The organism is Archangium violaceum Cb vi76, from assembly GCF_000733295.1.
In the GTDB taxonomy this organism is placed as follows: Bacteria; Myxococcota; Myxococcia; order Myxococcales; family Myxococcaceae; genus Archangium; species Archangium violaceum.
In genome coordinates this window covers 1-26,040 of the sequence record NZ_JPMI01000391.1, presented here as the reverse complement: position 1 = coordinate 26,040, position 26,040 = coordinate 1, and the positions used below count along the sequence as shown (strand labels likewise).

Below are 26,040 nucleotides of genomic sequence, written 5' to 3'. Positions count from 1 at the left end.
GCTTCGCAAGCCCCACTTTTCCGGTCACCTTCCGCCGTCCGTCTCCCCAGGGTGTCCCGAGTGGTCATGCGGGTGGAGCCCCTGCTCGTCCAGCGAGTGGGACCCGCCCTCCGGCACGCCGGGCCTCGACAGCGGCCGGCGCGGCAACGGGGTGGTCCGCAGCTCCTTCAGCCGGGACAGCCTCCGCTGGGCCTCGGCGAAGACCTTGGAGTCCGGCGGCACCTTCTCCAGCTCGCCGATGACGGCGTCCCAGGCCGGGTCCTTCGGAGGGACGCCGCGCTCGACCAGCTCGGCGTGCTTCGCCTCGGCGCGCGCGAGGTGCTCCGGCCCCTCGTCCCGTTTGCAGGCCCCCAGGGTCAGCAGGACGCCCAACAGCACGGGAACCACGGCCCGGCGGCTTCGGTAGATGGGAGACACGTGCAACCCTCCTCCTGCTGGCCTCGGACACGAAGGGGGGCTAGGGTGCTCCCCCGTGTCGCCCCTCTTCTTCGCATTCCTGTTCGGTCTGGGCCAGGGCCTGCTCCACGCGGTGGGGCCGGACCACTGCGCCGCCATGGCCACGCTCGGCACCCTGGGCCCCTCCCGGCGCCGTGCCACCTTCCTCATCGCGCTGCGCTTCGCCATCGGCCACGCGGCGGTGCTCGGCGGCATCGCCACCTTCTGCCTCCTCGCGGGCGTGGGCCTCTCCGAGACCTTCGAGCGCTGGGCCGAAATCCTCGGCGGCGCCGTGCTGGTGGCCCTCGCCGTCACCGCCTTCCTCTTCCCCAACGTGCTGCGCCATGGCCACCCCCACCTGCCCGGCCACACGCATGAGCCCCACTCCCACATGCACGACCAGGTGAGCACCGCCGCCGGTGCCCTCATGGCCGTCAGTGGCGTGCGCCCGCTGCTGCTCGCCCTGCCTCCCCTGCTCGTGGGCGGCAGCATGCAGTCCTCCGGGTGGACGTACCTCCCCGGCTTCGCGCTCGGCATCCTCGTGGGCATGGGCGCGGTGGGCCTCGTCTTCGCCGAGAGCCTCGCCCGCATGGGCACCACCGTGGCCGAGCGCCTCCAGCGCCTCGTGGCCGGCGCCTCCGCCGTGCTCGGCATGTTCTGGATCGTCAGCCGCCTCTGAGGCGGGCGACGACCCTCACCCCCCGCCCTCTCCCAGGGGGAGAGGGGGCATGCGCAACCCCTACTGCTGGGTGCGGTGCTCGAGGATGCCCAGCGACATCATCGACACCAGGAAGCCGTAGACGATCTGCTCGGGACGGTTGGCGTACGCCAGCAGCTCGCCCACGGTGCGGTTGCCGTCGATCTTCGGCAGCAGCTCCGCCTCCCACCGCTCCAGCTCCACCTCGTGCAGCTGGTAGGCCGGGGCCACCGCGGGGATGAGCCGATCCTCGGGCCGCAGCATCCGCCGCAGGCGCTCGGGCTTGTAGAGCTTCTTGATGCCGCGGACGATGAGGTTCGCCGGGTGCACGTCCAGCTTGATGGACTCGGCGGCGGCCTTCTCCTTGAAGCTCATCACGTAGGTGCCGTCCTCCCACGAGAAGAGCGAGTAGATGATGGCCTTCACCTGCTGGCCCACGTAGTACAGGCGCTCGGTGTCCTTGAGCAGGCTCCGCTCCACCAGGATGTCGCCGGTGCGCCGGTTGTTCGCCGTGGCCACCGCCGCCGCGTCCTCGAGCTGCTCGGGTTTGATCTTCCCCACGCGCACGAGGAACTGGCCGAAGCGGTCCGCCAGCAGGTTGGAGAGGGCGAACACCGGCATGCCGCGCTCGAAGTAGACGACCTTGCGCACCTTGCCGCGCTGCACACCCAGCTCTCCCGTCTCGCGCGACAGGTAGAAGGCGGTGAGGAGCGAGGGCAGGTTGTCCTTGAGCTCGCCGCGGCGATGGCCGGGACCACCGGCGCCCACGGGCAGCGGCTCCGGCGGACGGCCCGGCACGGGCGGGCGCACCAGGGTGGCCGCCACCTTGTGCAGCGGGGTGGCCGTGAGGTTGGCGCCGCGGATTTCCGCGGTGAGGTTGTCGCCGCCCGTCACCTTGATGCGGCCCGTCAGCTCCATCGCGTCCTGGGGCCCCTCCTCCTCGACGTCGATGTCGAGCTCCACGTCGAAGGCGTCCTCCATGGAGGAGGCGGAGGGGGCCTGCTTCTGGACGGGCACCAGCTTCTGCACCGCCTCCAGCAGCTTGGCGGCCTCGAAGGGCTTCTCGAAGTAGCCGGCGGCCGCGTACTTCTGCCGGGCCTCCATGGCGTGCTTGCCGCCCTTGAAGACGCCGGTGATGAAGATGAGCGGGAGCTGGGGCTGATCCTTCCGGAGCGCGTCCGCCAGGTGGTAGCCCATCATGTCGGGCAGAAGGATGTCGAGCACGGCCACCGCGGGGGGTTGGGCGCGCGAGACCTCGACCGCCTGCTTGCCCTTGGTCGCGCCCACCACCTCGTAACCCGCATCTTCGAAGAGCTGGGTAAGGAGCGTGAGGAGCTCCTGATTGTCATCGACGACGAGGATTCGGGGAGCCATCGCGCGCACACCCTAGCCAAAAGCCCGCCACTTCGTAAGAGCTTGATGAAGCGGAGGATGCATCCCGGCGTCCGGGCGGATAGGTTGGAGCGCCCCCTCCGCGCCGGAATCCACCCCATGAAGTCCTCCCACCCCACCCGTCGCATCGTGTCGTGCCTCGCCCTCGCCCTGGCCCTGCTCGTCCCCCTGGGAGTCCACGCCCAGCAGGACGCGGGCACCCGGGACGCGGGCAGCGTGTATGACGTCCCGGACGCCTCGGTGGGAGGAGGCGGCGCGGACCGGGACAACCCGGAGGGGGATGACTCCACGGGCCGGCCGGGAGGCGCCTGCCGCAGCGGCAATGACTGCGCGGCGCGCTTCAGCTGCACCCAGGGTACGTGCCGCTACACGGGCATCCGCCAGGCGGACCGGGTGGGCTGCCTGTTGGGCCCGGAGGACTCCCTGGCGGTGGTGGGCCTGGGGCTGGGACTGGTGCTGGTGGCGCGGCGGCGCCGCCGGGAGGAACGATGAGGCTCGGACTCAAGGCGGACAACCTGCTGGAGCGGGTGGCGGACTGGTTCAACCTGGCGCCCCAGCCGCTGGCGCACGCCTTCTTCGGGATGATGGCCTCGCGCACGCTGATGGCCGGGGAGCGGCTGGGCGTGTTCGCGGCGCTGGCGGAGGGCTCGGCCACGGTGGAGGAGCTGGCGGCGCGGCTGAAGCTGTCGCCCGAGGGCACGCGCGCGCTGCTGGAGGCGCTGGAGGCGTGCGACGCGGTGGAGCGCAAGAAGGGCCGCTACCGGATGGCGGACCGGGCCCGGCGCTGGTTGGACCCGCGCTCGCCGCAGTACGTGGGTGGCTTCCTGGACTTCAACTACACCCAATGGGAGTGGTGGAGCCATATGGAGGAGGCCGTGCGCACGGGCGAGTCGGTGGACATCCACCGCTTCGCCCCGGATGACCCGCGCTGGAAGTCCTACATCCACGCCATGCACCAGATGGCGCGGCTGTCGGCGCCCGAGGTGGTGCGCGCCATTCCGTTGCCCCGGGGCGCGCGGCACGTGCTGGACCTGGGAGGGGCGCACGGCTGGTTCGCCGCGGAGCTGTGCCGCCGCAACCGGGGGGTGAAGGCCACGGTGCTGGACCTGGAGGGCAGCGTGCGGGTGGGGCGCGAGCTCATCGCCCAGGCCGGCCTGTCGCACCTGGTGACGCACCAGGAGGGGGACATCCTCACCTCGGAGCTGGGGGGGCCCTATGACGGGGTGCTCCTCTTCCAGGTGATGCACCACCTGTCGCCCGCGCAGAACGTGGCGCTGCTGCGCCGGGTGCGCACCGCGCTCACGCACAAGGGGACGCTGGCCGTGCTGGAGTACCTGCGCGAGGACGAGGAGACGCCGCCGAGCGCCGCCCCGCTCATCGGCCTGCACTACTTCCTCACCTCGAAGGCGGCGGCGTATACCCCGGCGGAGATGGAGGGCTTCCTGGACGACGCGGGCTTCCGCATCGAGAGCACCCGGCCCATGCGCCACGTGCCGCTGCAGACGCTGGTCATCGCCCGGCCCGAGTGAGCATGGCCTCGTCCACCCCTTCCCCGGACACGCGCCCCCTCGCCGTCGAGCTGGACGGGGTGCTGGTGCGCACGGACACGCTGCACGAGGGCCTGCTGCGGCTGCTCAAGCTCCAGCCGTACCTGGCCCCGGCGGTGCTGGCGTGGAGCCTGCGGGGCCCCTCCTTCCTCCGGGCCGAGGTGGCGCGGCGGGTGGAGCTGGACGTGGCGCTGCTGCCCTATGACGAGGTGCTCCTGTCGCACCTCTCCGAGGAGAAGGCGCGGGGCCGCCGGGTGGTGCTGGCCACGTCCGCGGACCGGAAGGTGGCGGAGGCGGTGGCCGCGCACCTGGGCCTCTTCGACGCCGTCCACGCCCGGGGCGAGCCCTTCACCGAGCCCCACGAGGAGGCACGCCGCACCGCGCCCTCCAAGCCGCTCGGACGCACGCTGCTCAAGGCGCTGCGGGTGCACCAGTGGGCCAAGAACATCCTCCTCTTCGTCCCGCTGCTGGCCGCGCACAAGGCGCTCGACGCGCCGCTGCTGGTGCGGGCCGTGCTGGGCTTCGTCTCCTTCAGCCTGTGCGCCTCGAGCGTGTACGTGCTGAACGACTTGTTGGACCTGGACTCGGACCGCAAGCACCCCACCAAGCGGCGGCGGCCCTTCGCCTCGGGGGACCTGCCGGTGAGCGCGGGCCTGTGGCTGGCGCCCCTGCTGCTGGGCTCCGGCGCGGCGGTGGCGCTGCTGCTGCCGCGCACCTTCCTGGCCCTGCTCGCCACCTACTACGCGGTGACGCTGGCGTACTCGTTCCACCTCAAGCAGGTGATGATGCTGGACGTGCTGGTGCTCGCCGGGCTGTACACGGTGCGCATCTTCGGCGGCTCCCTGGCGGTGGGCGTCCCCACCTCGAGCTGGCTCTTCTCCTTCTCCATGTTCCTCTTCCTCTCGCTCGCGCTGGTGAAGCGGCTGAGCGAGGTGCGGCGGCTGCGGCAGGCCAACGAGTCCGCCGCGCCGGGCCGGGGGTACGTGGCCGGGGACTACGAGCAGCTCGCCGTCCTCGGGGTGTCCAGTGGCTACCTGTCCGTGCTGGTGCTCGCGCTCTACATCACCAGCAAGGAAGTGACGGTGCTCTACCTGTCCCCGGAACGGCTGTGGCTGCTGTGCCCGGTGATGCTGTATTGGGTGGGCCGGGTGTGGCTGCTGGCCCACCGCGGCCTCGTGAATGAAGACCCGTTGGTCTTCGCGTTGAAGGACAAGGTGAGCTACGTGGTGGGGCTCATCGCCATGGGCGTGCTGCTGGCCGCGACATGAGGGAGTCCATGAAGAAGGTCATCGTCCTCGGCGCCACGAGCGCCATTGCTCAATCCACGGTGCAACTGCTGGCGGCCCGGGGCGCGTCCCTCTACCTGGTGGGCCGCAACCCCGAGCGGTTGCAGGCCACCGCCCACGAGGCGCGCGCGAAGGGCGCCGCCAGCGTGCACACCGAGGCGCTGGACCTGGACGACCTCGCCCAGCACGAGGCGCTGGTGGAGCGCGCGGCCACGGCGCTCGGAGGCCTGGACGGGGCACTGCTCGCCCACGGGATTCTCGGCAACCAGGAGGCCGCCCAGCGCTCGTACGCGGAGGCGGAGAAGGTGCTGCGCACCAACTTCCTGAGCGCGGTGTCCCTGCTGACGCCGCTGGCCAACCGCTTCGAGGCACAGAAGGCGGGCACCCTGGTGGTCATCTCCTCGGTCGCGGGAGACCGGGGGCGGCAGAGCAACTACGTGTACGGCGCCTCCAAGGGCGCACTGAGCGTGTTCCTCCAGGGGCTGCGCAACCGGCTGGCGCGCTCGGGCGTGGCGGTGGTGACGGTGAAGCCGGGTTTCGTGGACACGCCCATGACGGCGGACATGAAGAAGAACGCCCTCTTCGCCACCCCGGACAAGGTGGCCCGGGGCATCGTCCGCGCGGCCGACGCGCGCAAGGACGAGGTGTACCTGCCCGGCTTCTGGGCCCCCATCATGTTCGCCATCCGCGGCATCCCCGAGCGTGTCTTCAAGCGCATGAAGCTGTGACGCCCGGCGGGGCCTCCCGGCCCGGGTGACGGGCGGGCAGGCGGCCCCCCCTACCTCTCACGGCGGGCCGGCGCCTCCACCTCCCTCCCTCCTCCCGGGCCGTCCCGCCACGGGGGGTGGAAAGGTGATAGCGTCCAGGTCTCGAACATGGCGATCTTCAAGTCGTCGAGCAACAGCTCCCTGCCCAGCCGCATCGACGCCCTCATGCGCGCCTGCGCGCTGCCCCTGGCCCCCTTCGTGGCCTACCTGCTGGGCATGGTGCTCGGACTCGAGGGCGATCAGGTCTCGCGCGCGCTCTTCTGGCTGCTGCCGCCGACGCTGCTCCTCTTCGCCGTCCTCTGCCCGCTGATCATCATCAACACCTTCGTTGGCACCGCGCTGCGCGTGAACCCCGGGGAGCGGCCCGGGCTGCGGCTGGTGCGCATCCTCAAGCTGCCCTGGCGCCTGGCCTTCTACAACCTGGTGGGCACCTACGCCGCCGGCGCCACCTTCTTCAGCACCGGCGTCTGTCTGTGGTTCGGCAAGGCTCTCAAGCTGGCCGTCTGGGGCGGTCTCGTCGGCCTCGCCGTCGGCGTCCTGCTGGCCTTCCCCGCCGGCATCGTCATCGAGCGCTGGGTGCAGCCGCTGGCCCTCGAGGAGCAGCAGCGCCACCCCCACCTGCGCGTCATCAGCGGCGGCTTCTTCTGGGTGCGCCAGTCCTGGTTCCTCCCCTACGCCTTCGCCGTCTGCGTGCTCTCGCTCATCGTCCTCGGCGGCGTGGCCGTGGCCGTGCAGTCCAACAACGTGCAGCGCCGCTACATCGAGGACCTCCAGGCCGCCGGCCAGCACCAGGCCGCCCTGATGATGGAGGGAATGTCCTCCTCGCTCCTCGAGGAGCTGAGCGTGCCCGTCGCGGTGCTCGCCCTCCTGTTGCTCACCATCCCCACCGTCTCCGCGTGGATGCTGGCCCGCCGCCAGGAGCGCGGCTCCCTCTCCGTGCTGGAGGCCATCGAGGGCCTCTCCGTGGGCAAGGTGCGTCCGCCCCAGTGGGTGTCCACGGATGAGATCGGCGACCTGGCCTTCGGCCTCAACTCCATCGTCCTGCAGCTGAGCGCCCTGCCCCGCAACCTCCAGCAGTCCGCCAACCAGCTCGTCGAGGCCGGCGCCACCCTGCGCAACGCCAACGAGGCCCAGCGCCGCGCCCTCACCACGCAGGCCACCGCCATCCAGGAAACCAACGTCACCGCCCAGGAGATCAAACAGACCTCGGATCTCACCGCCCAGCGCGCCCAGGAGGTGCTCAACGTGGTGCGTCACGCCGAGGAGCTCAGCCGCGCCGGCACCCTGGCCATCGAACAGACCATCGCCGGCTTCAGCGCCATCCGCGACTCGGTGTTCGCCATCCGCGGCAAGATGGAGCGCCTGCAGGCCAGCGCCGTGCAGATCGGCGAAATCACCCAGACGGTGAAGGACCTGGCCGACCAGTCCAACATGCTCGCGCTCAACGCCGCCATCGAGGCCGTGCGCTCCGGCGAGCACGGCAAGGGCTTCGGCGTGGTGGCCCGCGAAATCCGCACCCTCGCGGACCAGTCCATCCGCTCCACCACCCGCATCAGCAACATCCTCGACGAGGTGGGCAACGCCATCGGCGACGCCGTGGCCATGACGGACGTGAGCGCCGCCCAGGTCGAGGGCGGCCTCGGCAAGGTCAAAACCTCCGGCGACAGCCTCCGCCAGCTCTCCTCCATGGTGAACGAGAGCGCCTCGGCCGTGACTCAAATCACCGTCGCCGTGAGCCAGCAGAACGCCGGCTTCGCTCAAATCTTCAACGCCATCGCCGACCTGTCGCGCAGCATGGACCAGGCCATGGAGCGGCTGGAGTCCACCCAGGAGGCCGCGGACACCCTCCAGAAGGTCTCCCACCAGGTCAGCCAGGTCGCCGGCCAGTACCACGTCGAATAGCCCCTCCCCGGAGTACAGGTCTTCCCGGGCTTTTCGTTCTTTCCCGTGATGCACAGGATGCTTCTGTCTACACCGGACTACCCCCGCCGTTGGGACTCCGAGGGTGACACATCGCGTCAGCTTTTCTTATTCCAGGCTTGCACGAAAATTACAGGTTGACCAAATACCGTAGCACCCTGTAATCTGTTGTCATCGTCGCAAGGGGGGCCACCAGCTGACTCGCCCTGAGCGGGAGGTCCACATGCACCGGCAGGAGATTCTCGACAACGTCCGCAACATCATCCTGGCGACCAACCAGGGCCTGTTCCCGGACGACGTGAGCGAGTTCGCATCCATGACGTATGATCTGGGCATGGATTCCTTCCATCTCGAGTCGATGATCTCCCGGCTCAAGGACGAAGTGGCCGACATCGAGTTCACCCCCTGGTACATCAAGGCGTCGCGCCGCGGGCACGACACGGTGGGCAGCCTGGTGGACTTCATCGACGAGCGGATGGTGCGCCACGTTCCCGCCGAGCTGCCCGAGGGCCGCGCCACGCACCTCTCCAACGCCGGGCCGGCCGGGCTCGAGGTGGAGGTCGCATGAGCCGGGCAGCACCCTTGCGTCCCACGCTGCTGTCCATCGCCTCGGCCACGCCGCCGCTCTCCCTCACCCAGGAGGAGATGTACGAAGGGCTGCTCAAGCACTGGTACAAGGACCTGCCCAACTCCGAGCGGATGATCAAGAACACGGGCGTGCGCCGGCGCCACTTCGCGTGGGACCCGCGCGTGGAGCTCAAGGACGGCAACCGCGGCATCAGTGATCGCATCCGCGTCTTCGAGCGCGTGGGCCTGGAGATCACCAGCGAGTCCGTGGAGAAGGCCCTGGGGAACCTGGACCGTTCCAAGGTGGGCGCCTTCACCATGACCACCAACTCGGGCTACTCGGGCCCGGGGTTGGATCTCTTCACCGCGAAGAAGCTGGGACTCAAGTCGAGCATCCGCCGCACCTTCGTGGGACACATGGGCTGCTTCGCGGCCTTCCCGGTGCTGCGCACGGCCATGGACAGCATCGCCGCGCGCCCGGACGAGTACGTCATCGCCAACGCCTCCGAGTTCAGCTCGCTGCAGTTCCGCAATGACGCGGATCCGGAGCAGGCCGTCATCATGGGCCTGTTCGGGGACGCGGTGTGCTCGCTGGTGATGGGCAGCGCCCCGGACGGCGAGGGCGTCCAGTTCATCCGCTCCCACACCGAGCAGCTCTACGAGACGAACGAGCTGATGGGCTGGCACATGTACACCGACGGGTTCAAGATGACCCTGTCGCCGTACGTGCCCTTCGTGCTGGCCGAGCACATCGACGCCTTCCTGGAGAAGCTGCTGGGCCCGGAGAAGCTGGGCAAGGCGGACATCAAGCACTGGCTCATCCACCCGGGCGGACCGAAGATCCTCGAGGCCATTGCCCGGCAGCTGAAGCTGGACAAGTCGGCCATGCGCGCGAGCTGGCACGTGCTGAGCGAGTACGGCAACTGCGGCTGCGTCACGGCGCTGCTGGTGCTGGAAGAGGCGTTGAAGACGGACAAGCCCCAGCGCGGCGAGTACGGCGTGATGATGGGCTTCGGCCCCGGCCTCACCGTCGAGGGCATGCTGGTCCGTTTCTGAGTCCAGGCAGGATCTCCACCGCCGGTTCTTCACCACCGGTTCTCACCGGGAGTCAGACAGCGATGAGCCAGGAACCGCTGCGCCGCCAGACGGGGTCCGTGCAACTGGGCCCCGGCGTGGGACGCCACCCCAGCCGGGAGATTTCCCAGCGGGGGCCCACCCGCGCCCACGTGGCGCCGGTACAGACGCTCGCCGAGGCCGTGGCGCACTGGGCGCGCACCCGCCCCTCGCAGCCCCTCTTCTACTTCGCGGACCTGGAGGAGAAGCTCACCGTCCTCACCGCGGCGGACCTGCACCACAACGCGCTGCGCATCGCCGCCCACCTGCACGCGCGCGGCGTGCGGCAGGGCGACAAGGTGGTGCTCTCCTTCGACACCAGCCCCGAGTTCCTCGAGAGCTTCTTCGCCTGCGGCCTGGTGGGCGCCACGCCCTGCCTCATCGAGCTGCCCTCCTCCAAGGTGTCCGTGCGCGCCTGGGGCGAGCGGCTGCGGGTGAAGCTGCGCCTGCTGGAGGCGCGGGCCATGCTCATCGACCCGGACTTCGCGGACCTGGCGCACGAGGCCCTGTTGGATCCGGCGTCCGACGGAGCCCTCTTCGTGGCCACCGTGAAGGAGCTGTCCGGCGAGGCCGCGCCCTTCGAGCCGCCCACCTCCAACGCCGACGACACCGCCTTCATCCAGTTCACCTCCGGCACCACGGACGCCCCCAAGGGCATCCAAATCTCCCACCGCGCCCTGTTCGCCAACTGCGCGGCCATGGGGGAGATCAGCCAGTGGGACTCGGATGACCTGATGGTGTGCTGGCTGCCGCTGTTCCATGACATGGGACTGGTGGCCTCCACGCTGGCCTCCTTCGTCCACGGGATTCCCACGGCGCTGCTGCCGCCCTTCGGCTTCCTGCTCAAGCCGGCGCGCTGGCTGTGGGCCATCCACTACTTCCGCGCCACCTCGTCCTTCGCGCCCAACTTCGCCTACCAGCTGTGCGTCAAACGCATCAAGGACGCGGAGCTGGAGGGCCTGGACCTCAGTGCCTGGGAGCGGGCCTACAACGCCGCCGAGTTCATCCACGCCGACACCGTGCGCCACTTCACCGAGCGCTTCCAGCCCCACGGCTTCGAGCCGGACACCTGGCGGCCCGCCTACGGCATGGCGGAGATGGTGGTGGGCATCTCCATCCGCGACCGGAACGACCCGGTGCGCCTGGAGACCCTCTCCCGCTCGGCGCTGGCCTCCAGGCGGCAGGCCGTGCCCGTGCACGAGGGCGGCCCGGACACGCTCACCGTGCTCAGCGTGGGCCGGGTGCTGCGCGGCATCGACATCCGCATCGTCGACGACGAGGGCCGCGCCCTGGGCGAGCGCCACGAGGGCGAAATCCTCCTGCGTGGCACGTCCCTCTTCGGCGGCTACTTCAAGAACCCGGAGGCCACCGACGCCGTGCTGCGCGACGGCTGGCTGCACACCGGGGACCTGGGCTACCTCGCCGACGGCCAGCTCTTCATCTGCGGGCGCAGCAAGGATCTCATCATCAAGGCGGGCGAGAACCACCACCCGTACACCATGGAGAGCGCCGCCGCCCAGGTGGCCGGGGTGCGCGCCGGCTGCGTGGCCGCCGTGGGCGTCAACAACCTCCAGACGGGCACCGAGGACATCGTCATCCTCTGTGAGAGCACCGAGACCCGGCCCGACGTGCTCCGCCAGCAGTGCAAGCACGTGGAGGAGATGGTCTACCAGGGCTCCGGCGTGCGCCCCAACCGCGTCGTCCCCGTGGCCCCCCACACCCTCCCCAAGACGACCAGCGGTAAAATCAAACGCGCCTACATCCGGCAGAACATCGAGGCCTTCGAGAACCTCTCCCTGCTGGTGACGCCGCCCGCCCGTCAGTCCATCGTCCACTGACCCCCACCCCACCTCCCCGCCAGGCCAACGCCGGTGCGCCTCGAGCGCTCCGGCGTTTCGCTTTTCGTGCGGCCTCCTTCACCCCAGGTCGCGCGTCTCCCCCGAATTACCTCTTCCTCCCGGCTCGCGGATACCTCCCCACATCCATGGAGCCAGAACATTCCAGAAAAGCCGCTTGCTCCCTTGCTTTCCTCGTTTTCTTTGAATATAAGACTGGAGAACTTTTCCCGAGGAGCTGGAAATGTCCCGTAGCGTCGTCTCGATGGGTGGCAAGTTCGCGGTCGTCGTTGGCGCGGTTCTCGCCCTGGGTGGTTGCACCAGCGCCGAGCAGAAGCCGGCCGAGGAGCAGCCCGCGCAGCAGGCCACCCGGAGTGGCTGCGCTACCGTGGACCTCACGGAGACCGAAAAGGCCACGGTGGAGCAGGCGATTTCCGGCCGCGTGAAGGCCGCCGCCCGCGCCAACGGCTCGGTGAACATCAAGGTCTACTGGCACGTCATCAACAACGGCACGGGCATCGCCAACGGTGACATTCCCCAGACGCAGATCGACTCGTCGATCGCCGTGCTGAACGACGCCTACCGCAACACCCCGTTCACCTTCACCCTGGCGGGCGTGGACCGGACCACCAACTCCACCTGGTACGGCTGCGCCGGTGGCGGCTGCGAGACGAAGATGAAGAACGCGCTGCGCATTGGCGGCGCGGGCGACCTGAACGTCTACTCCAACAACATGGGCCGTGGCCTGCTGGGCTGGGCGACCTTCCCCTCCAGCTACGCCTCCAGCCCGAAGATGGACGGCGTGGTCATCCTCTACAGCTCCGTGCCCGGCGGCACCGCGGCCCCCTACAACCAGGGCGACACCCTCACCCACGAGGCCGGCCACTGGCTGGGCCTGTACCACACCTTCCAGGGTGGCTGCACCGGCTCGGGTGACTACGTGAGCGACACCGCGCCCGAGGCCTCCCCCGCCTACGGCTGCCCGTCCGGCCGCGACTCCTGCTCCGGTGGCGGCCTGGATCCCATCACCAACTTCATGGACTACACCGACGACGCCTGCATGAACACGTTCTCCGCCGGCCAGGCCGACCGCGCCGACGCGCTGGTGGCCCAGTACCGCGGCCTGTGATTCACGCCTGAAAGTCCCGAGTCCCGGAAGTCCGACGCCGGAGCGCCTCCAAGCGCTCCGGCGTTCTGCTTTTTCGTGCGGCCCCCTTCACGCACAGTCCCGGTTTTCACCCGGATTCCACGCTCGGCATGTCCCACTCTCATTTCCTCATTTCCTGATGAGAGGAACATTTCAGTAAAAGCGCAGGGCCCCTTGCTTGGTCCTTATTCTTGAGATAGAAGAAGCAGCAACTATTTCCGAGGAGATGGAAATGTCCCGTAGCGTTATCTCGAAGGGTGGAAAGTTCGCTGTGGTCCTGGGTGCCATCGTCGCGCTGGGGGGTTGCACCAGCGCCGAGCAGAAGCCGGCCGAGGAGCAGCAGCCCGCGCAGCAGGCGACGCGTGACGCGCACGGTTGCGCCACGCCGACCCCGTCCGAGAGCGAGACCGAGTCCGTGCAGGCGATGCTCAGCCAGTATCGCGGTGCGATGGCGGCCGTTGGCTCCATCAACATCAACACCTACGTGCACGTCATCAACAAGGGCACGGGCGCGTCCAACGGTGACATCTCCGACACGATGATCGCCAACCAGATGGCGGTGCTCAACGCGGCCTACGCGAACACCCCGTTCCGCTTCACCCTGGTGAGCACGGACCGCACCACCAACTCCACCTGGTACACCGCCGGCCCGGATACCACGGCCGAGGCGGCCATGAAGAACGCGCTGCGCCAGGGCACCGCGGACGACCTGAACATGTACTTCAGCAGCCCCGGTGGCGGCCTGCTCGGCTGGGCGACCTTCCCCAACTGGTACGCGGGCGCCCCCAAGGATGACGGCGTGGTCATCCTGAACACCTCGCTGCCCGGCGGCTCCGCGGCTCCGTACAACCTGGGCGACACGGCCACCCACGAGGTCGGCCACTGGCTGGGCCTGTACCACACGTTCCAGGGCGGCTGCGCCAAGTCGACCACCAACGGCGGCGACTACGTGAGCGACACCCCGGCGGAGAAGAGCGCCGCCTTTGGCTGCCCCACCGGCCGCAACACCTGCTCCTCGGCCGGCCTGGATCCCATCACCAACTTCATGGACTACACCGACGACGCCTGCATGAACACGTTCAGCGCCGGCCAGATCGCCCGTATGGACTCGTTCTGGGTGACCTACCGCCAGGGCAAGTAGTCCGCGCCTGAAGTCCTGAAGTCCCGACGCCGGAGCGCCTCGAGCGCTCCGGCGTCTTGCTTTTGCGGGGGCCGCGCGATGCTCCCTCTCCCCCTGGCCGAGGGCGGGGGGTGAGGGTCGTCACCTTCGTGTGCCCGACCCCGGCGCGCATCGCGGCTCGCCACCGCCCTCACCCGGCTTCCCGTTCGAGTTCCCATCCGCGCGAACGGGCGGAAGACCCTCACCCCAACCCTCTCCCAGGGGGAGAGGGAGTCTCCACGGGCGCCCGGTGCGCGGCACCGCTCGTGACCCCCACCCGCAAAGACAAACAGCGGGCCCCCACTCACGTGGGAGACCCGCTGCTCGAGTCCGGGACGAGAGCCGTCTCGGAGTAGGGCCGACTACCGGCCCGAGCGGTACGAGGTCCACATGCTGTTCATGCGGCTGTTCTGGCCAGCCGTGAACTTGTTCATGCAGGCGTCGTCGCTGTAGTCCATGAAGTTGTCGATGGGGTCGTTGCCGGCGGTGGAGCAGGTGTTGCGGCCCGTCGGGCAGCCGGAAGCGGGCGAGGCCTCATCCGGGGTGTCGCTCACGCTGTCGCCAGGGGCCGCGCAGCCGCCCTGGAACGTGTGGTACAGGCCCATCCAGTGGCCGACCTCGTGCGTGCCCGTGTCACCCAGGTTGAAGGGGGACGCGGAGCCGCCGGGCAGCGAGCTCTGCAGCACCACCACGCCGTCCATCTTGTTGGTGGCGTTGTAGCTCCAGGGGAAGGTGGCCCAGCCCAGCAGGCCGCCGCCCATGTTGTTGGTGTAGAAGTTGAGGGCCGTCGCCGTGCCCTTGCGCAGCGCCTGCTTCATCTGCGTCTCACACGAGCCACCGGTGCAGGTGTACCAGGTGCCGTTGTTCGTGGTGTCCGTGCCGGCCAGATAGAAGCTGAAGCCAGCCGCCGCGTAGGCGTTGTTGAGGATGGTGATCTGCTGGTTGATCTGCGTGGACGTCACGCCGCCGGCGCCAGTGGAGCTGCGGATGATGTGGAAGTACACGGGGATGGAGACCGCCTGGGCGTGCACCGTGCCACCCATCGCCTGACGGGCCTTCAGGGCCTCGAAGCGGGCCTCGATCTGCGCCACCTGCTCGGAGTCGAACTCCTCGGCGCCGCACTGACGGCCCGCGGGAACCGCCTGGGTGTCCACGTTCTCGGCGGCCACCTGCTCCGCCTCATCCACGGGGCCGCAGCCCGTCATCGCCGCGATCGCGCCAAACGCCAGAACCGTCTTGATCATCCGCATGTGAATCCACCTTTCCCAACCGGGGGTGCCAATTGAAGGGGACTCGTCTTTTAAAGTGATCCGATAAAATGATCAAACCCTTTATTCTTTTTTAAGCCGGTTTTACTTGACTACGCGCGGCATTTGTTGAAGCCACAACCACTACCTTCCGCGTCAAAATTTGTATGCCCAATGAATTGTCCGGCGCGTCAATAGTTGCACTCGCAACTACTTACATTCCATCCGGGTGCCGGGGAGGAAGGGCCAGGAGCCGGGACCGGATGCGGAAGAGTCTGGCGTAGCATTCGAGGCGCCACGAAGGGCCCCAGGCCCGTGCGCGTGCGAGGAGAAGAAGTGAAGGCGCGATTCTCATGGATGGTAATGGCCGTGGTGCTGCTGATGCCCCTGGGGGCGATGGCGGCACCCAAGCGACTGGTGCTGCTCTTCACCGGAGACAACCGGGGAGAGATCGCCCCGTGCGGCTGCAAGCAGGAGCCACAGGGAGGGCTGTCCCGGAGGAAGACGGCCATCGCGGCGGAGCGGGCGCGGGGCCTGCCCACGGTGCTGATGGACTCGGGCAACGCGCTGTTCCGCGACACCAGCCGCCGGGCGGATGAGCTGCTCGAGCAGCGGGCGGAGCTGGTGCTCGAGCAGATGGAGGCGCAGGGCACGGTGGCCATGGCGGTGGGAGAGCGCGACCTGTCGCACGGACTGCCCTACCTCCAGAAGGCCACGAAGGGGCGCAAGATGAAGCTGCTGTCCGCCAACCTGGTGGACAAGGCCGGCAAGGCGCCCTTCCCGGCCACCCTGGTGGTGGAGGCCGGGGGACTGAAGGTGGGCGTGGTGGGCGTGTCCCCCGAGGGCACGGTGACCGGGGAGCCCGGGTTGAAGGGCAAGCCCGCCGTGGAGAGCGCGCTGGCCGAGGCCCGCAAGCTGCGCAAGACGAAGAAGGTGGACCTGGTGGTGGTGCTGGCGGCGGTGCCCTACCAGGAGGCCGTGAAGCTGGCCCTGCTGGCCGAGGACGCGGTGGACTTCGTGGTGCAGTCCCACGACGCCAAGGGCATCGGCATTGGCGAGCTGGTGGGCAGCCACGCCGCCGTCTTCCCCGCGGGAGGGCTCGGGCGGCAGCTCACCCGGCTGGAGCTGAGCGTGGAGGGGCCGGGGCCCTCGAAGGACCTGGGCTCGGGCTCGCGGGCGCGCCAGCAGTTGGTGGTGGTGGAGGGCAACCTCCTCAAGGCCCACGAGAAGCTGGCCAGCGCGAAGGACGAGCGGACGCGCGGCGAGCTCACCCAGACCATCGTGGAGTTGGAGGGCCGGATGCGGCAGCTCGAGTCGGAGCTGGACGTGAAGCCTCCCGCTGGCGGGCGCGCCCACCAGCTCTCCTACATCACCCTGGGCGAGGCGGTGGCGGATGATCCGGTGCTGAAGCGGCGCGTGGAGCAGATAGAGCCGAGCGGCTCGGCCAACGCCCAGCCCTGACGAGCGAGCCGCGCTCGAAGCCCGAAGCCCCGACGCCGGAGTGCCCACCGCGCTCCGGCGTCTGGCGTTCCGGGCTCACCTGGAGCTGAAAAAAGCGGGTGCCCGTCTCCGGGCACCCGCCTGGGTCTTCTACCTTCTATGAAGGATGCCGGGCGTTACGGGCACTCCGACGGCTTCACGAATGACTCGATGATCGACGGCTGCGACACGCCCTTCACGCGCTTGATGCTCCCCTGCGCGCCGACGCCGACGCCGTACTTCGCGAACGCGTCCCACACCAGGCAGCGGTGCACGTTGCCGGCGTTGGCCACCGACTGCAGGATGCCATCGCGCATGTGCTCGTAGTACGGAGCGGCCGGCGTGTAGTTCATGCCGTCCACCAGGTAGGTCATCAGCGTGTCCTTGGACACGCCCGCGGCCTGGAAGTTGAGCCACAGCTGCCAGCCAATCGCACCGTACACCTCGCCATCGAAGTGCACCCCGGTGCCCGCCACGTCACCGTAGCTGCGCGGGTAGTTGGTGTACGGCGCGCTGCGGATGCCGAGGTCGCTCGAGGCCGAGTACTCACCCACGCGGTCGTTGTCGTTGAGGATGACCGCCAGCACGTCGCTCATGCCCTCGCCGATGGCGCCGGAGATGGGGCCGCTCATCGAGCCGATCATGCGCCAGGTCAGGCCGTGCCCGTACTCGTGGTAGACGACGTCGGAGTCCACCGACGAGTCACGCTGCAGCGGCGCCGACGGCGACTTGCGGATGGTGCCGTACACGCCGGTGACCGAGCGCAGCGTCGCGCCCGTCGTCTGGCCGACGAACACGGACGGGATGGTGATGGTGGTGTCCGCGCCACCCATCGTCATCACGCCATCGCCCGCGTTGTTGGCGATGATGGCCCCCTTGGCGCCCGCGAGCTGCGCGTTCTTCACCTTCACCGAGAAGCCGCAGACGCCGCGGTCGATGAGGGCGATCTTCCCGGTGAGCGAGCCGGACGCCATGGCCTCGCAGCCGTCGCTGGTGGTGCCCACCCCGTCATTGACGAGCACGATGTCACCGGTGACGCCGGTGGTGGTGAGCGCCGGGCCAAACTCACCGTCGCCCTGCGCCACGTAGTTGCCGGCGATGGACGTCGGCAGCTGCACGTTGACCTGGTGGGTGCCCACCCCCGTCCACAGGTACATCTGCATGCGCGGGTTGGAGCCGTCGGCCGGCGTCGAGAAGTTCGCGTTGTCGGTGCCGCTGCCGTCCTGCGCCTCGGCGTCCACGGAGTCGCTGCCCGCGCCGCCCTTTCCGAAGTTGTTCTCCTGGAAGTTCAGCGCCGCCTCGTTGAAGCCGTAGCGGTAGAGCGTGTCGTGGATGACGTTGTTCAGGTAGAACAGGTTCTGCACCGACACGTCGCGGTTGAGGTTGGTGGTCGGCGCCTGGGCCAGGTCCGCCACGGCGAGGAAGTCCCCGTTCGACACCGAGGTGCCACCGGTGTCCGGGGCGTTGTTCGCGTCCGTGTCCAGGTAGGCCCGGACGTTGTTGCCGGCGATCAGCCGCGTGGTGACACCCGAGGTGTTGAGCCAGCCGAGCGGCGACTGCGTGTTGCCCGTGCCCGCGCCGGTCATGATGGCCTGCGGGGTCTTCATCGGATCATTCGTGAAGACGTTGTACCGGTCGTTGGCGGTGCGCGACTCGGTGGAGAGCACCCGGCCCTCGCCGCTGACCAGCGTGTGCATGAGCTGATTGCTCCTGGCCGTCCAGGTCTCCACCAGGAAGCCCGTGCGGAGCATGCCGTTGGCCGCCACGTAGGCGACGCGCTCGGCCGTCGGGTTGCGGTGGAAGAAGACGCCACCCGAGAAGGAGACGGTGTTGCCCTCGCGCGACTGCTCCGCCGGCTGCGTGTCGCGCAGCTCGGGGTAGAGGTGGCGCAGCGCGAGGCCCACCGCGTCGGACTCGGACACGCGCGCCGAGACCACCGGGCCCGCGGCCGCCGTGCCGTCGATGAAGTGGATCAGCTCGCCCTGGCCGTTCACCGCCGCCTTGGCGTAGGCCCCGTGAACGCGCAGGCCCCCCACGTACTGCTCGAAACGGACGTGGGTGATGTCACCCTGGCGCGCCTCGCTCGCGCGCAGGGAGCCCACGGTCACCTCGGAGGCCCCCCGCGAGCGCAGGAAGCCGGACGCGATCGCGCTCGCCCCGGAGCGCGACGGCGCCGTCAGGGCTCGCTCCGACCGGAACACCCGCGCCCGCGACTCCGCCACCTCGTCACCCGAGGCGGGGGCGGCGCTGGCCACACTTGAAAACGTCACAAACCCAATCACTGCGTTGCGCAGACGCATCTCTTCTCCCGGTGAGCACTCGGTGGACGAAAAACGCGAACAACTCTCACTTTATAAGAAACTGGGAAACGGAAAGAAAGCCGGATTGCGTCATCTCCGTACCTTTTCGTCAGGACCGGAAATTCGACACCCGAGCAAAAGGGGAGACCCCGCCCCGCTGGCACCGGCCACGGCGCCGTGCGGGTGGGGCTGGAGCGCTGACGAGAGCCAGGCGCGCTTACACGATGGCGTGGGCGAGGATCCGCTCGAAGACGCGCGGATTCGTCCCCAGCCAGCGCACCAGGGGACGGCGCAGCGCGGGCCTGCGCGCCAACATCAGCATGGCCCCCGTCAGCCACGCGTACTTGCGGAACGCGCGCTGGAAGACCCGCTCGTAGGGCAGCAGGGACTCGCGCGAGCCGCCCTTCGCCAATGCGTCCGGCAGCAGGTTCCCCAGCGCCTCGGCGCACGTGAAGGCCAGGGACAGCCCCTCCCCCGTCACCGCGTCCACGTACCCCGCCGCGTCTCCCACCAGCGCGAAGCGGTCCGCCACCCGCGCCCGCGCCGCCCTCGCCAGCGGCCCCGCGCCCCGCGCCTTCGAGTCAGGCTCCGCGCCCTCCACCCGCTCCGCCAGCGAGGGAAAGCGCGTGAGCAGGGAGTCGAAGCCGATGCGCCCCGGCAGCCCGTCCGTCCACAGGAAGGCCACGCCCACCCGCTCCTCTCCGGCCGGTGTCACGTACGCTTCCACGCCATCCGACAGGTGCACCTCCACGAAGGGCGCCCACGGCTTCATCCGGAAGTGCCGCCGCAACCCGAAGCGCCTCGGCCCCGCCACCTCCAACTCCAACCCCTCGGCGCGCCGCAGCGGCGAGGCCAGCCCGTCCGCCGCCACCAGCATCCGCGCCCGCAACGGCCCGGCCGCCGTCTCCACCTCCCACCCGTCCCCCGTGCGCCGCTGGCCCACCACCGCGCAGTGCTCGCGCAGCTCCACGCCGAGCACCCGGGCCCTCGCGGCCATCGCCGTCACCAGCGCCACCCGCCGCACCCCCAGGCCCCCGGGCGCCGGCAACCGCCCCTCCGCGCCGCTCCCGTCCTCCTGCACGTAGCGGATGCCCACGAACGGGGCACACTCACGCCGGTCCAGCAGCGCGAGCGCCCCGAAGCGCTCCAGCGCCGCCACCCCCGAGGGCATCAACCCCTCGCCACACGCCTTGTCCGGCGGCACGGCGGCGCGCTCCAGCACCACCGTGTTCAGCCCCCGCTTCGCCGTGGTGAGCGCCACCGCCAGCCCCGCGGGCCCTCCGCCCACCACCACCACGTCCCAGGAGGCACTCACCCGTCGCGCCCCGAGCGGGCGAAGGCCAGCGCGCTCTTCGCCATCTCCACCACCAGCCCCACCGTCCCCACCTTCTTCGGCGCCGTCAGCTCCTCCGCCAGGTAACGCCGCAACGCCTCGCTCCGGCGCAGCTTCCCGCTCGAGGTGCGCGGCAGCGTCCCCGGCTCCACCACCCGCACCGTGTGCGCCTTCACCCCCGTGCCCGCCAGCACCGCCTCGCGAATCCGCTCCTCCAGGCCCTCCACCTCCGCGCCCGGCGCATGCTCGGCCAGGAGCAACAGCGCCTCGTCGTTCTCCCCCTCGGGCGTGAAGCCCAGCGCCACCGCGCAGCCCGTGCGCAGGCCCTCCACCGCCTCCAGGCACTCCTCGAACTCCTGCGGCGCGTGGTTGGCCCCCCGGATGATGACCAGGTCCTTCGCGCGGCCCGTGAGGAACAGCTCCCCCTCCGCCTCGAAGCCCAGGTCTCCCGTGTCCAGCCAGCCCTCGGCGTCCAGCGCGCGCGCCGTCGCCTCCGGGTGGCCCACGTACTCCGCCATCACCGACGGCCCTCGCGCGAACACCCGCCCCACCCGCCGCTCCTCCAGGACGTGGCCCAGCTCGTCGCGCACCCGCACCTCGAAGCCCGGCACCGGACGCCCCACGGACACCACCTCGCGCGAGCCGTCCACCACGCGCCGCTCCGTGGCCAGCACCCGAGCGTCCACCCCCAGCGCGCGCGGCCCCCGCCCCGCCGGCGGGAAGGTGACGGCCAGCGTGGCCTCGCTCAACCCGTAGACCGGCCGCAACGCCCCGGGCTGGAAACCCCACCGGGAGAAGCGCTCGGAGAAGAGCCGCAGCGTCTCCACCGACACCGGCTCCGCGCCGTTGAGCGCGTGCGTCCAGCCCGAGAGGTCCACCCCCTCCAGGTCCGCGTCCTTCACCCGCTTGAGACACAGCCCATAGGCGAAGTTGGGCGCGGGCGAGACGAAGCCCCGGTGCCTCGACAGCGCACGCAGCCACAGCGCGGGCCTCGCGAGGAACACCTCGGGGGGAATCAGCACCATGCCGCCCGGGTAGTACACCGCCGACAGCAGACAGCCGATGAGGCCCATGTCGTGGTACAGCGGCAGCCAGGACACGCCCACCGGCGTCCGGTCCACCGGCGGCGGCAGCTCCGCCTCCAGCGCCGCGAGCTGCGCCATCAACTGGCCCTGCCGCAGCCCCACCGGCTTCGGGTCCACCGTCGAGCCCGAGGAGAACTGGATGAGCGCGAGCGACCCGGGCGAGACGCGCTCGGCCAGGTCCCCCTCCTCGCGCGCCACCTCCTCCACCGTGTGACAGCCGAGCCTCGGGCGCGCCGCCGCCACGGACTCGCCCAGCAGCAGCCGCACCTTCGCGTCCGTGAGCACCACCGCCGCGGCCGACACCTCCAGCATGCGCGCGGTGGAGCGGTGGTACTCCTCCAGCCGTCCCAACCGCACCGGCGGGTAGAGCGGCACCGGCACCGCGCCCGCCAGCAGCGCGCCGAAGAAGGCATCCATGAAGCCCGGCGAGGTGGGCAGCACCAACGCCACGCGCTCCCCCGGAGCCACGCCCAGGCGCCTCAGGCCCGCGGCGAAGCGGCGCGCCCGCCCATACACCTGTGCCCAGGGCAGGTGCGTCTCGCGCTCGCTGGTGTCCACGAAGACGAGCCCCCGCGGTGTCCGGGCCGCGGCGGCGAGGGCCTCGTTGACGGTGGCATGCTTCAGCGCCGGCAGCGCAGGGCCCTTCACGGGGCACCTCCCGCGGCCGCCCGAGGCTCTCCGGCGGCCCGCGTGGCCACCAGGCGCATCAGGTCCCCCACGGTGTTCACTCCCACCGAGTCCTCCGCGGACAGACGGATGCGGAAGTGATTCTCCAGCTCCACCGCCAGCACCGTCAGCCCCATGCTGTCCAGTTGCAGGTCCTTCAGCAGGTGGTGCGTGGGCTCCACCTCCCCCTCCCACTCCAACTCCTGGGAGACGATGCGGCGAATCTCCCGAAGCACGGCGAGCTCGTTCTCAACCACGGGGCACCTCCGGAATGAAGCGAGGCTTGTCGGCGAAAGCCTCGGCATAGAGCGCGCCCATCGCCTCCTCCTCGGCGCGGATGCGCACGCGGAGCAGCAGGGCGTTGGCCAGCGAGAAGACGAGGGCCGTCACCCAGGCCCCGTGGATGAGCGGCACCGCGGCCAGCTCCAGCACCACCGCCACGTAGTTGGGGTGGCGCAGGAAGCGGTACGGCCCGCGCGTCACCGGCTCCAGGCCGGGCACCACGATGATGCGCGTGTTCCAGCGGTCTCCCAGCGAGGCGATGGCCCAGTAGCGCAGCGCCTGCGCCACCAGCGCCACGCCCAGCGCCCCGAGGCCGAGCGCCCCCGGGAACGGACGGGAGAGCCCCACCCCCTCGGCCACACACGCCACGAGGAAGAGCGAGTGGAGCACCACCATCACCCGGTAGTGCCGCTGTCCCGTCTCCACCCCGCCGCGCGCGAAGGCCCGCGCCGCGTTGCGCTTGGAGATGACGAGCTCCACCAGGCGCTCGGCGCCGAGCAGCCCCAGGAAGCCGAGATATCCCCCGAGCGTGCTCACCATCGCAGCAGCACCAGCTCGGCGCAGAAGCCCGGGCCCATGGCCATCATCACACCCCAGTCCCCGGGCCGGGCCTCGCCCGACTCGAGCATCTCCCCCAGCACGAAGAGCACCGAGGCCGAGGACAGGTTGCCCACCTCGCGCAACGAGGCCCACGAGCGAGCGAGTGCTTCCGGCGGCAGCTCCAGCGCCTCCTCGAAGGACTGCAACACCTTGGGGCCACCGGTGTGCGCCACCCAGTGCTTCACGTCCTCGCGCGTGAGGCCGTGCTCGGCGAGGAAGCCGTCCACGTCCCGGCGGATGAACTCGCGCGCCAGTTGCGGCACCTTCGCCGACAGCACCACCTTGAAGCCCGTGTCCACCACGTCCCAGCCCATGATGCGCTCGGTGTTGGGGTACATCACCGAACGCGTGGCCACGACGCGCGGGCCGGCGTCCGGGCACTCCCCGCCCCGCAGCACCACGCACGCGGCCCCATCCCCGAAGAGTCCCGAGGCGATGATGTTGGGAATGGACAGGTCCTCGCGTTGCAGCGTCAGGGAGCACAGCTCCACGGAGATGAGCAGCGCCGTGTGGCCCTTCCACGCCCGGAGGTAGTCCGAGGCCCGCGCCGTGCCCGCCGCGCCCGCCACGCAGCCGAGCCCGAAGATGGGCGTGCGCTTCATGTCCGGACGCATGCCCAGCCGGTTCATCAACCGGGCCTCGATGCTCGGCGTGGCGATGCCCGTCACGGTGACGAAGAAGACGTGGTCCACGTCCTGGGGAGTGAGCCCCGCGCGGTCCAGCGCCTTGCGCACCACCTGCTCGCCCAGGTCCGTGGCGACTTGTATCCATGCGTCGTTGCGCTGCTGGAACGTGACGAGCCCGGGGTACCGCTCGATGGGCAGCGCGAGGAAGCGCCCGTCCACCCGCACCGAGCGATGCAGGTCCTCCAGCCGCTCGAGGTTGTAGTGGCGAGTGGCCCAGAGCTCCCGCAGGGCACCGATGATCTGGTCCTGACGGGCGTAGTGGGGAGGAAGCATTCGCTCCACCGCGCGGATGACTGGAAGAGAGTCCTGACCTGATGCGGAGTTCATCGGCGCCGTCCCTGAAAGGGTAGAGAGCGACGGTTGCTCACCCACGAGGGTGCGAGCAATGGGGAAAAGCTCGAAAGCGGCGAGGGCACGTGTCGTCTGGTTCACAACACCTCGCCCCGAACAGGAGGAAGGCTCAGCCCACCTGCCGTGCGCGCTTTTCACGAACTTGTCCAACTGTTGGACAAGTTCTAGAAGACCGCGCCCGGAGGCGCCCCTCCTGCGCTCAGAGCTGAGGACAGACCCCTGCACGGACTTACTTCAGATGGCTTGGGTGCATACGAACTTCATCCGCTGGAGAAGGCGATGAGCGACGGACGTGCGTGGCAGGGCAACGTGAAGGCGCGCCTGTACGAGCGGGTCCGCGAGCGTGGTTACGATTCACTCACCGCATTCGCCGAGGCTCGCCCTACGGCCTCATTGGTGGAGCTGGCCGAGGAGCTTGGTCCGGACGATATCGCCGGGGTGCAGGTGTTCAGTGGCTTGCTCGCCGAAGCTGAGCGGCGCAAGCAGGTCACTCGTTTGGTGCGCAGTGTGTTCGTGCGCATGTTGTCCCAGAGCCTCCCCGCGGGATGGCCGGCCGTGATGGATGACACCAACCGCTTCAAGGTGGCCAAGGCAATCGGCGCGTGGTCCGCTTACACCCCAGAGACCCATGAGAAGCGCGTCGAGCAGGCCAGGGTGGTTCTTCGCGCTTCTCCGCCTCCTGCCGGTTGGAGGCCACTCGGCCCCGACGACGCATTGCTGCTCACCCTCCTGCCCGACGAGGAAGTCTGAGCCCGGGAAACAACTCAGCGCAGTGGCAGCGCCCGGATGTCGACGTCTTCCAAAGCCAGGCGCCGCACGGCATCCACCAGACGCTCGGTGCCGATGAGCATCGTCTCGAAGTCGGTCAACCGGAACAGGTCGGTGTGCGTCGGGAGCGAAGCCTCGTCGAGGATGGGGTCAGCCGGGCGGGTGAAATAGTCATGCCCGCATTTCGGACAGGGCGGGGGCCGCTCCGGCGTGCAGTCCGGATGCAGCCGGCCATGGGGCAGGATCTCCAGTTCGAGCAACTCCGGGTGATTCTTCTGCCGGAAGCGCAGTTCGGTGGGAAAGCCGCGCAAGCCACGCACTCCCTCCGCCTGCAACCGCTCCAAGGCCTCACGCTGTACCAACGGCATCTCGGCGAAATAGAAGAAGAGAGGGCTGAAGGTCCCAGTGGCCGTGCCCACCAGGGGCCCCAACTCAGCGCCTGGAAGCAACTGGGCTCCCGGCGGTACGAGGGGCCGCTCCCGCTCGCGAAGCCGGACGAATTCATCGAACGGCTCTGGCCGTGGCTTCTCATACGCCTCGCGTTCCGGCAGGGAGGACAAGTCGGCGCTCGGATAGGCCGTTGCACTTCCGGCCCATGTGGCTCCGCATTCCGGGCAACGGAGCCCGGGCAGTGCGCCCCACTTGTGCCGGGCACTGAGGTTGCCCGTGTAGCGCGATTGCTCGGGAAACCGGAGCCAATAGAACTTCGTCATCCGCTCACCTTCCCCCTCTGGCATACGGCACGACGGGCCCGGTCAACTCGAACCGGAACATCAGCTCTCCTGCGTGGCGGTAGATGGCCTCTGCCGGCGCACTCGGGTTGGCATCCTTGAACTGTTGCCATGCCATGTTCCACAGGCCGCCACGGGGTCCTCCACTGTGAATGCGGATATGAACGTGCTCGGGAATGAGAATAGTGAAATAGGACGGCCCCTCCACCCGCGCGGAGTGGATGAAGGACCCGGTATGTAGAGGGGCGCCCCGCCCCGGGATGCCAGCAGCACCTCATCGCGGGGCACCACTTCCCGGCAACGAAAGAAGCCGCACTCCTCTCCATCCTCGCGACACAGCAGAACAAGACTGTGCTCGTCCTCACAGCCCGCTTCCCAGGAGGCCACCACTTCCGGCGTCTCGTTGCTCTCGGGAACGGTGGAACTCGAGGTCGCACACGCGGCCAGCAACCCGACCCACAATAGACAGATTCTCGACAGGTTCCCCATGGAACACGGACTCTAGAACACGTCGCCCGGGAAACAGGCTGGGCAGTTCTCTTCCACGTGCGTGACAAAGAAGGGGACCCAGCCGTCGCCGGGTGGACAGCACACCCGGGAATCGTCGGAGGCACGCCGGTTGCTGAGGTGCCTCGGCCATGCACCGT

At 69.4% G+C, this 26,040-nt stretch carries 23 protein-coding genes and 1 pseudogene; 13 read left to right on the top strand and 11 right to left on the bottom strand.

Going from position 1 to position 26,040, the window contains the following annotated elements:
• Nucleotides 1-24 precede the first annotated feature (24 nt).
• A complete protein-coding gene (locus Q664_RS48055) occupies nt 25-417 on the bottom strand; it encodes a hypothetical protein (RefSeq protein ID WP_152622784.1) in 393 nt (130 codons plus the stop codon).
• A 55-nt stretch (nt 418-472) separates the two neighbouring features.
• Here Q664_RS48055 and Q664_RS48050 point away from each other — a divergent pair, with 55 nt between their 5' ends.
• Nucleotides 473-1,114, top strand: coding sequence for a hypothetical protein (locus Q664_RS48050; protein WP_043413161.1), 642 nt, complete (start codon nt 473-475; stop codon nt 1,112-1,114).
• 60 nt (nt 1,115-1,174) lie between these two features.
• Here the strand turns inward: Q664_RS48050 and Q664_RS48045 are convergent, their stop codons facing one another.
• Nucleotides 1,175-2,506, bottom strand: coding sequence for a response regulator (locus tag Q664_RS48045; protein WP_043413159.1), 1,332 nt, complete (start codon nt 2,504-2,506; stop codon nt 1,175-1,177).
• Between the two features lie 117 nt (nt 2,507-2,623).
• Between Q664_RS48045 and Q664_RS48040 the strand changes: the two genes are divergently transcribed.
• From Q664_RS48040 to Q664_RS47995, 10 genes are all read left to right on the top strand, one after another.
• A complete protein-coding gene (locus Q664_RS48040; protein WP_043413285.1) occupies nt 2,624-3,016 on the top strand; it encodes an MXAN_6627.5 family MYXO-CTERM protein in 393 nt (130 codons plus the stop codon).
• Complete coding sequence (locus tag Q664_RS48035) at nt 3,013-4,053, top strand: class I SAM-dependent methyltransferase (RefSeq protein ID WP_043413157.1); 1,041 nt, start codon at nt 3,013-3,015, stop codon at nt 4,051-4,053. Before Q664_RS48040 ends, Q664_RS48035 begins: the two co-directional genes overlap by 4 nt.
• A gap of 2 nt (nt 4,054-4,055) precedes the next feature.
• On the top strand, nt 4,056-5,339 hold the full coding sequence (locus Q664_RS48030) for a UbiA family prenyltransferase (RefSeq protein WP_043413155.1): 1,284 nt from the start codon (nt 4,056-4,058) through the stop codon (nt 5,337-5,339).
• An 8-nt stretch (nt 5,340-5,347) separates the two neighbouring features.
• Complete coding sequence (locus Q664_RS48025) at nt 5,348-6,085, top strand: SDR family oxidoreductase (RefSeq protein ID WP_043413152.1); 738 nt, start codon at nt 5,348-5,350, stop codon at nt 6,083-6,085.
• A 147-nt stretch (nt 6,086-6,232) separates the two neighbouring features.
• On the top strand, nt 6,233-8,026 hold the full coding sequence (locus Q664_RS48020) for a methyl-accepting chemotaxis protein (protein ID WP_052519622.1): 1,794 nt from the start codon (nt 6,233-6,235) through the stop codon (nt 8,024-8,026).
• A gap of 241 nt (nt 8,027-8,267) precedes the next feature.
• Entirely contained in the window at nt 8,268-8,612 is a 345-nt protein-coding gene (locus tag Q664_RS48015) for an acyl carrier protein (RefSeq protein WP_043413149.1), read from the top strand.
• Nucleotides 8,609-9,667, top strand: coding sequence for a type III polyketide synthase (locus Q664_RS48010; protein ID WP_043413148.1), 1,059 nt, complete (start codon nt 8,609-8,611; stop codon nt 9,665-9,667). The genes Q664_RS48015 and Q664_RS48010 overlap by 4 nt, the downstream gene beginning before the upstream one ends.
• A 62-nt stretch (nt 9,668-9,729) precedes the next feature.
• Nucleotides 9,730-11,562 (top strand): fatty acyl-AMP ligase, encoded by a 1,833-nt coding sequence (locus tag Q664_RS48005; protein WP_052519621.1) that lies wholly within the window; start codon nt 9,730-9,732, stop codon nt 11,560-11,562.
• Nucleotides 11,563-11,803: 241 nt separating this feature from the next.
• Complete coding sequence (locus Q664_RS48000) at nt 11,804-12,688, top strand: zinc metalloprotease (RefSeq protein ID WP_043413146.1); 885 nt, start codon at nt 11,804-11,806, stop codon at nt 12,686-12,688.
• Nucleotides 12,689-12,938: 250 nt separating this feature from the next.
• Nucleotides 12,939-13,847, top strand: a complete 909-nt coding sequence (locus Q664_RS47995) for a zinc metalloprotease (RefSeq protein WP_043413144.1) — start codon at nt 12,939-12,941, stop codon at nt 13,845-13,847.
• Nucleotides 13,848-14,227: 380 nt separating this feature from the next.
• On the opposite strand, the gene Q664_RS47990 is transcribed toward Q664_RS47995, so the two are convergent.
• Nucleotides 14,228-15,115: a zinc metalloprotease gene (locus Q664_RS47990; RefSeq protein ID WP_043413141.1), complete on the bottom strand. Its 888-nt coding sequence runs from the start codon at nt 15,113-15,115 to the stop codon at nt 14,228-14,230.
• A 333-nt stretch (nt 15,116-15,448) separates the two neighbouring features.
• Between Q664_RS47990 and Q664_RS47985 the strand changes: the two genes are divergently transcribed.
• Nucleotides 15,449-16,573, top strand: coding sequence for a bifunctional UDP-sugar hydrolase/5'-nucleotidase (locus Q664_RS47985; protein WP_235217166.1), 1,125 nt, complete (start codon nt 15,449-15,451; stop codon nt 16,571-16,573).
• Nucleotides 16,574-16,728: 155 nt separating this feature from the next.
• Here the strand turns inward: Q664_RS47985 and Q664_RS47980 are convergent, their stop codons facing one another.
• From Q664_RS47980 to Q664_RS47955, 6 genes are all read right to left on the bottom strand, one after another.
• A complete protein-coding gene (locus Q664_RS47980) occupies nt 16,729-18,861 on the bottom strand; it encodes a M36 family metallopeptidase (RefSeq protein ID WP_235217165.1) in 2,133 nt (710 codons plus the stop codon).
• 247 nt (nt 18,862-19,108) lie between these two features.
• Entirely contained in the window at nt 19,109-20,206 is a 1,098-nt protein-coding gene (locus Q664_RS47975; RefSeq protein ID WP_043413139.1) for an NAD(P)/FAD-dependent oxidoreductase, read from the bottom strand.
• Nucleotides 20,203-21,957: a fatty acyl-AMP ligase gene (locus Q664_RS47970; RefSeq protein ID WP_043413137.1), complete on the bottom strand. Its 1,755-nt coding sequence runs from the start codon at nt 21,955-21,957 to the stop codon at nt 20,203-20,205. The genes Q664_RS47975 and Q664_RS47970 overlap by 4 nt, the downstream gene beginning before the upstream one ends.
• Entirely contained in the window at nt 21,954-22,232 is a 279-nt protein-coding gene (locus Q664_RS47965; RefSeq protein WP_043413134.1) for an acyl carrier protein, read from the bottom strand. The genes Q664_RS47970 and Q664_RS47965 overlap by 4 nt, the downstream gene beginning before the upstream one ends.
• A complete protein-coding gene (locus Q664_RS47960) occupies nt 22,225-22,797 on the bottom strand; it encodes an isoprenylcysteine carboxyl methyltransferase family protein (RefSeq protein ID WP_043413131.1) in 573 nt (190 codons plus the stop codon). Before Q664_RS47960 ends, Q664_RS47965 begins: the two co-directional genes overlap by 8 nt.
• Nucleotides 22,791-23,870, bottom strand: coding sequence for a type III polyketide synthase (locus Q664_RS47955; RefSeq protein WP_043413129.1), 1,080 nt, complete (start codon nt 23,868-23,870; stop codon nt 22,791-22,793). The genes Q664_RS47960 and Q664_RS47955 overlap by 7 nt, the downstream gene beginning before the upstream one ends.
• A 303-nt stretch (nt 23,871-24,173) precedes the next feature.
• On the opposite strand from Q664_RS47955, the gene Q664_RS47950 reads away from it, so the two are divergent.
• Nucleotides 24,174-24,644 (top strand): hypothetical protein, encoded by a 471-nt coding sequence (locus Q664_RS47950; RefSeq protein ID WP_043413126.1) that lies wholly within the window; start codon nt 24,174-24,176, stop codon nt 24,642-24,644.
• A gap of 14 nt (nt 24,645-24,658) precedes the next feature.
• On the opposite strand, the gene sitI6 is transcribed toward Q664_RS47950, so the two are convergent.
• Nucleotides 24,659-25,375 carry a SitI6 family double-CXXCG motif immunity protein gene (gene sitI6 / locus Q664_RS47945; protein ID WP_043413124.1) on the bottom strand — a complete coding sequence of 239 codons (717 nt, stop codon included), beginning with the start codon at nt 25,373-25,375 and terminating at the stop codon, nt 24,659-24,661.
• A gap of 4 nt (nt 25,376-25,379) precedes the next feature.
• Nucleotides 25,380-25,882 (bottom strand): annotated as a pseudogene (sitA6, locus tag Q664_RS63240) (SitA6 family polymorphic toxin lipoprotein).
• Between the last annotated feature and the right edge of the window lie 158 nt (nt 25,883-26,040).